Genomic DNA, 205 nt, shown 5'->3' on the forward strand with positions numbered 1-205 from the left:
TGTCCAGATGTTCTTCTTCTATTTTGCGCTTCCGGCGTTTGGGATGGAGTTGTCCCCGTTTGCCGCCGGGGTTCTGGCTTTGAGCCTGAACTACGGGGCTTATGCGTCGGAAATCGTCAGGGGAGCGATTCTGTCGGTGCCCGGCGGGCAGACGGAAGCGGGCATTGCGCTCAATATGACCCGCTGGCAGCGCATGAGGCTCGTC

At 60.0% G+C, this 205-nt stretch carries 1 protein-coding gene; it reads left to right on the plus strand.

The features are described from left to right. The coding region (locus FS666_RS19595; RefSeq protein WP_144463816.1) for an ABC transporter permease subunit at window positions 1-205 on the plus strand (205 nt) is incomplete at both ends.

The organism is Siminovitchia fortis, from assembly GCF_007681465.1.
Lineage (GTDB): Bacteria > Bacillota > Bacilli > Bacillales > Bacillaceae_C > Siminovitchia > Siminovitchia fortis.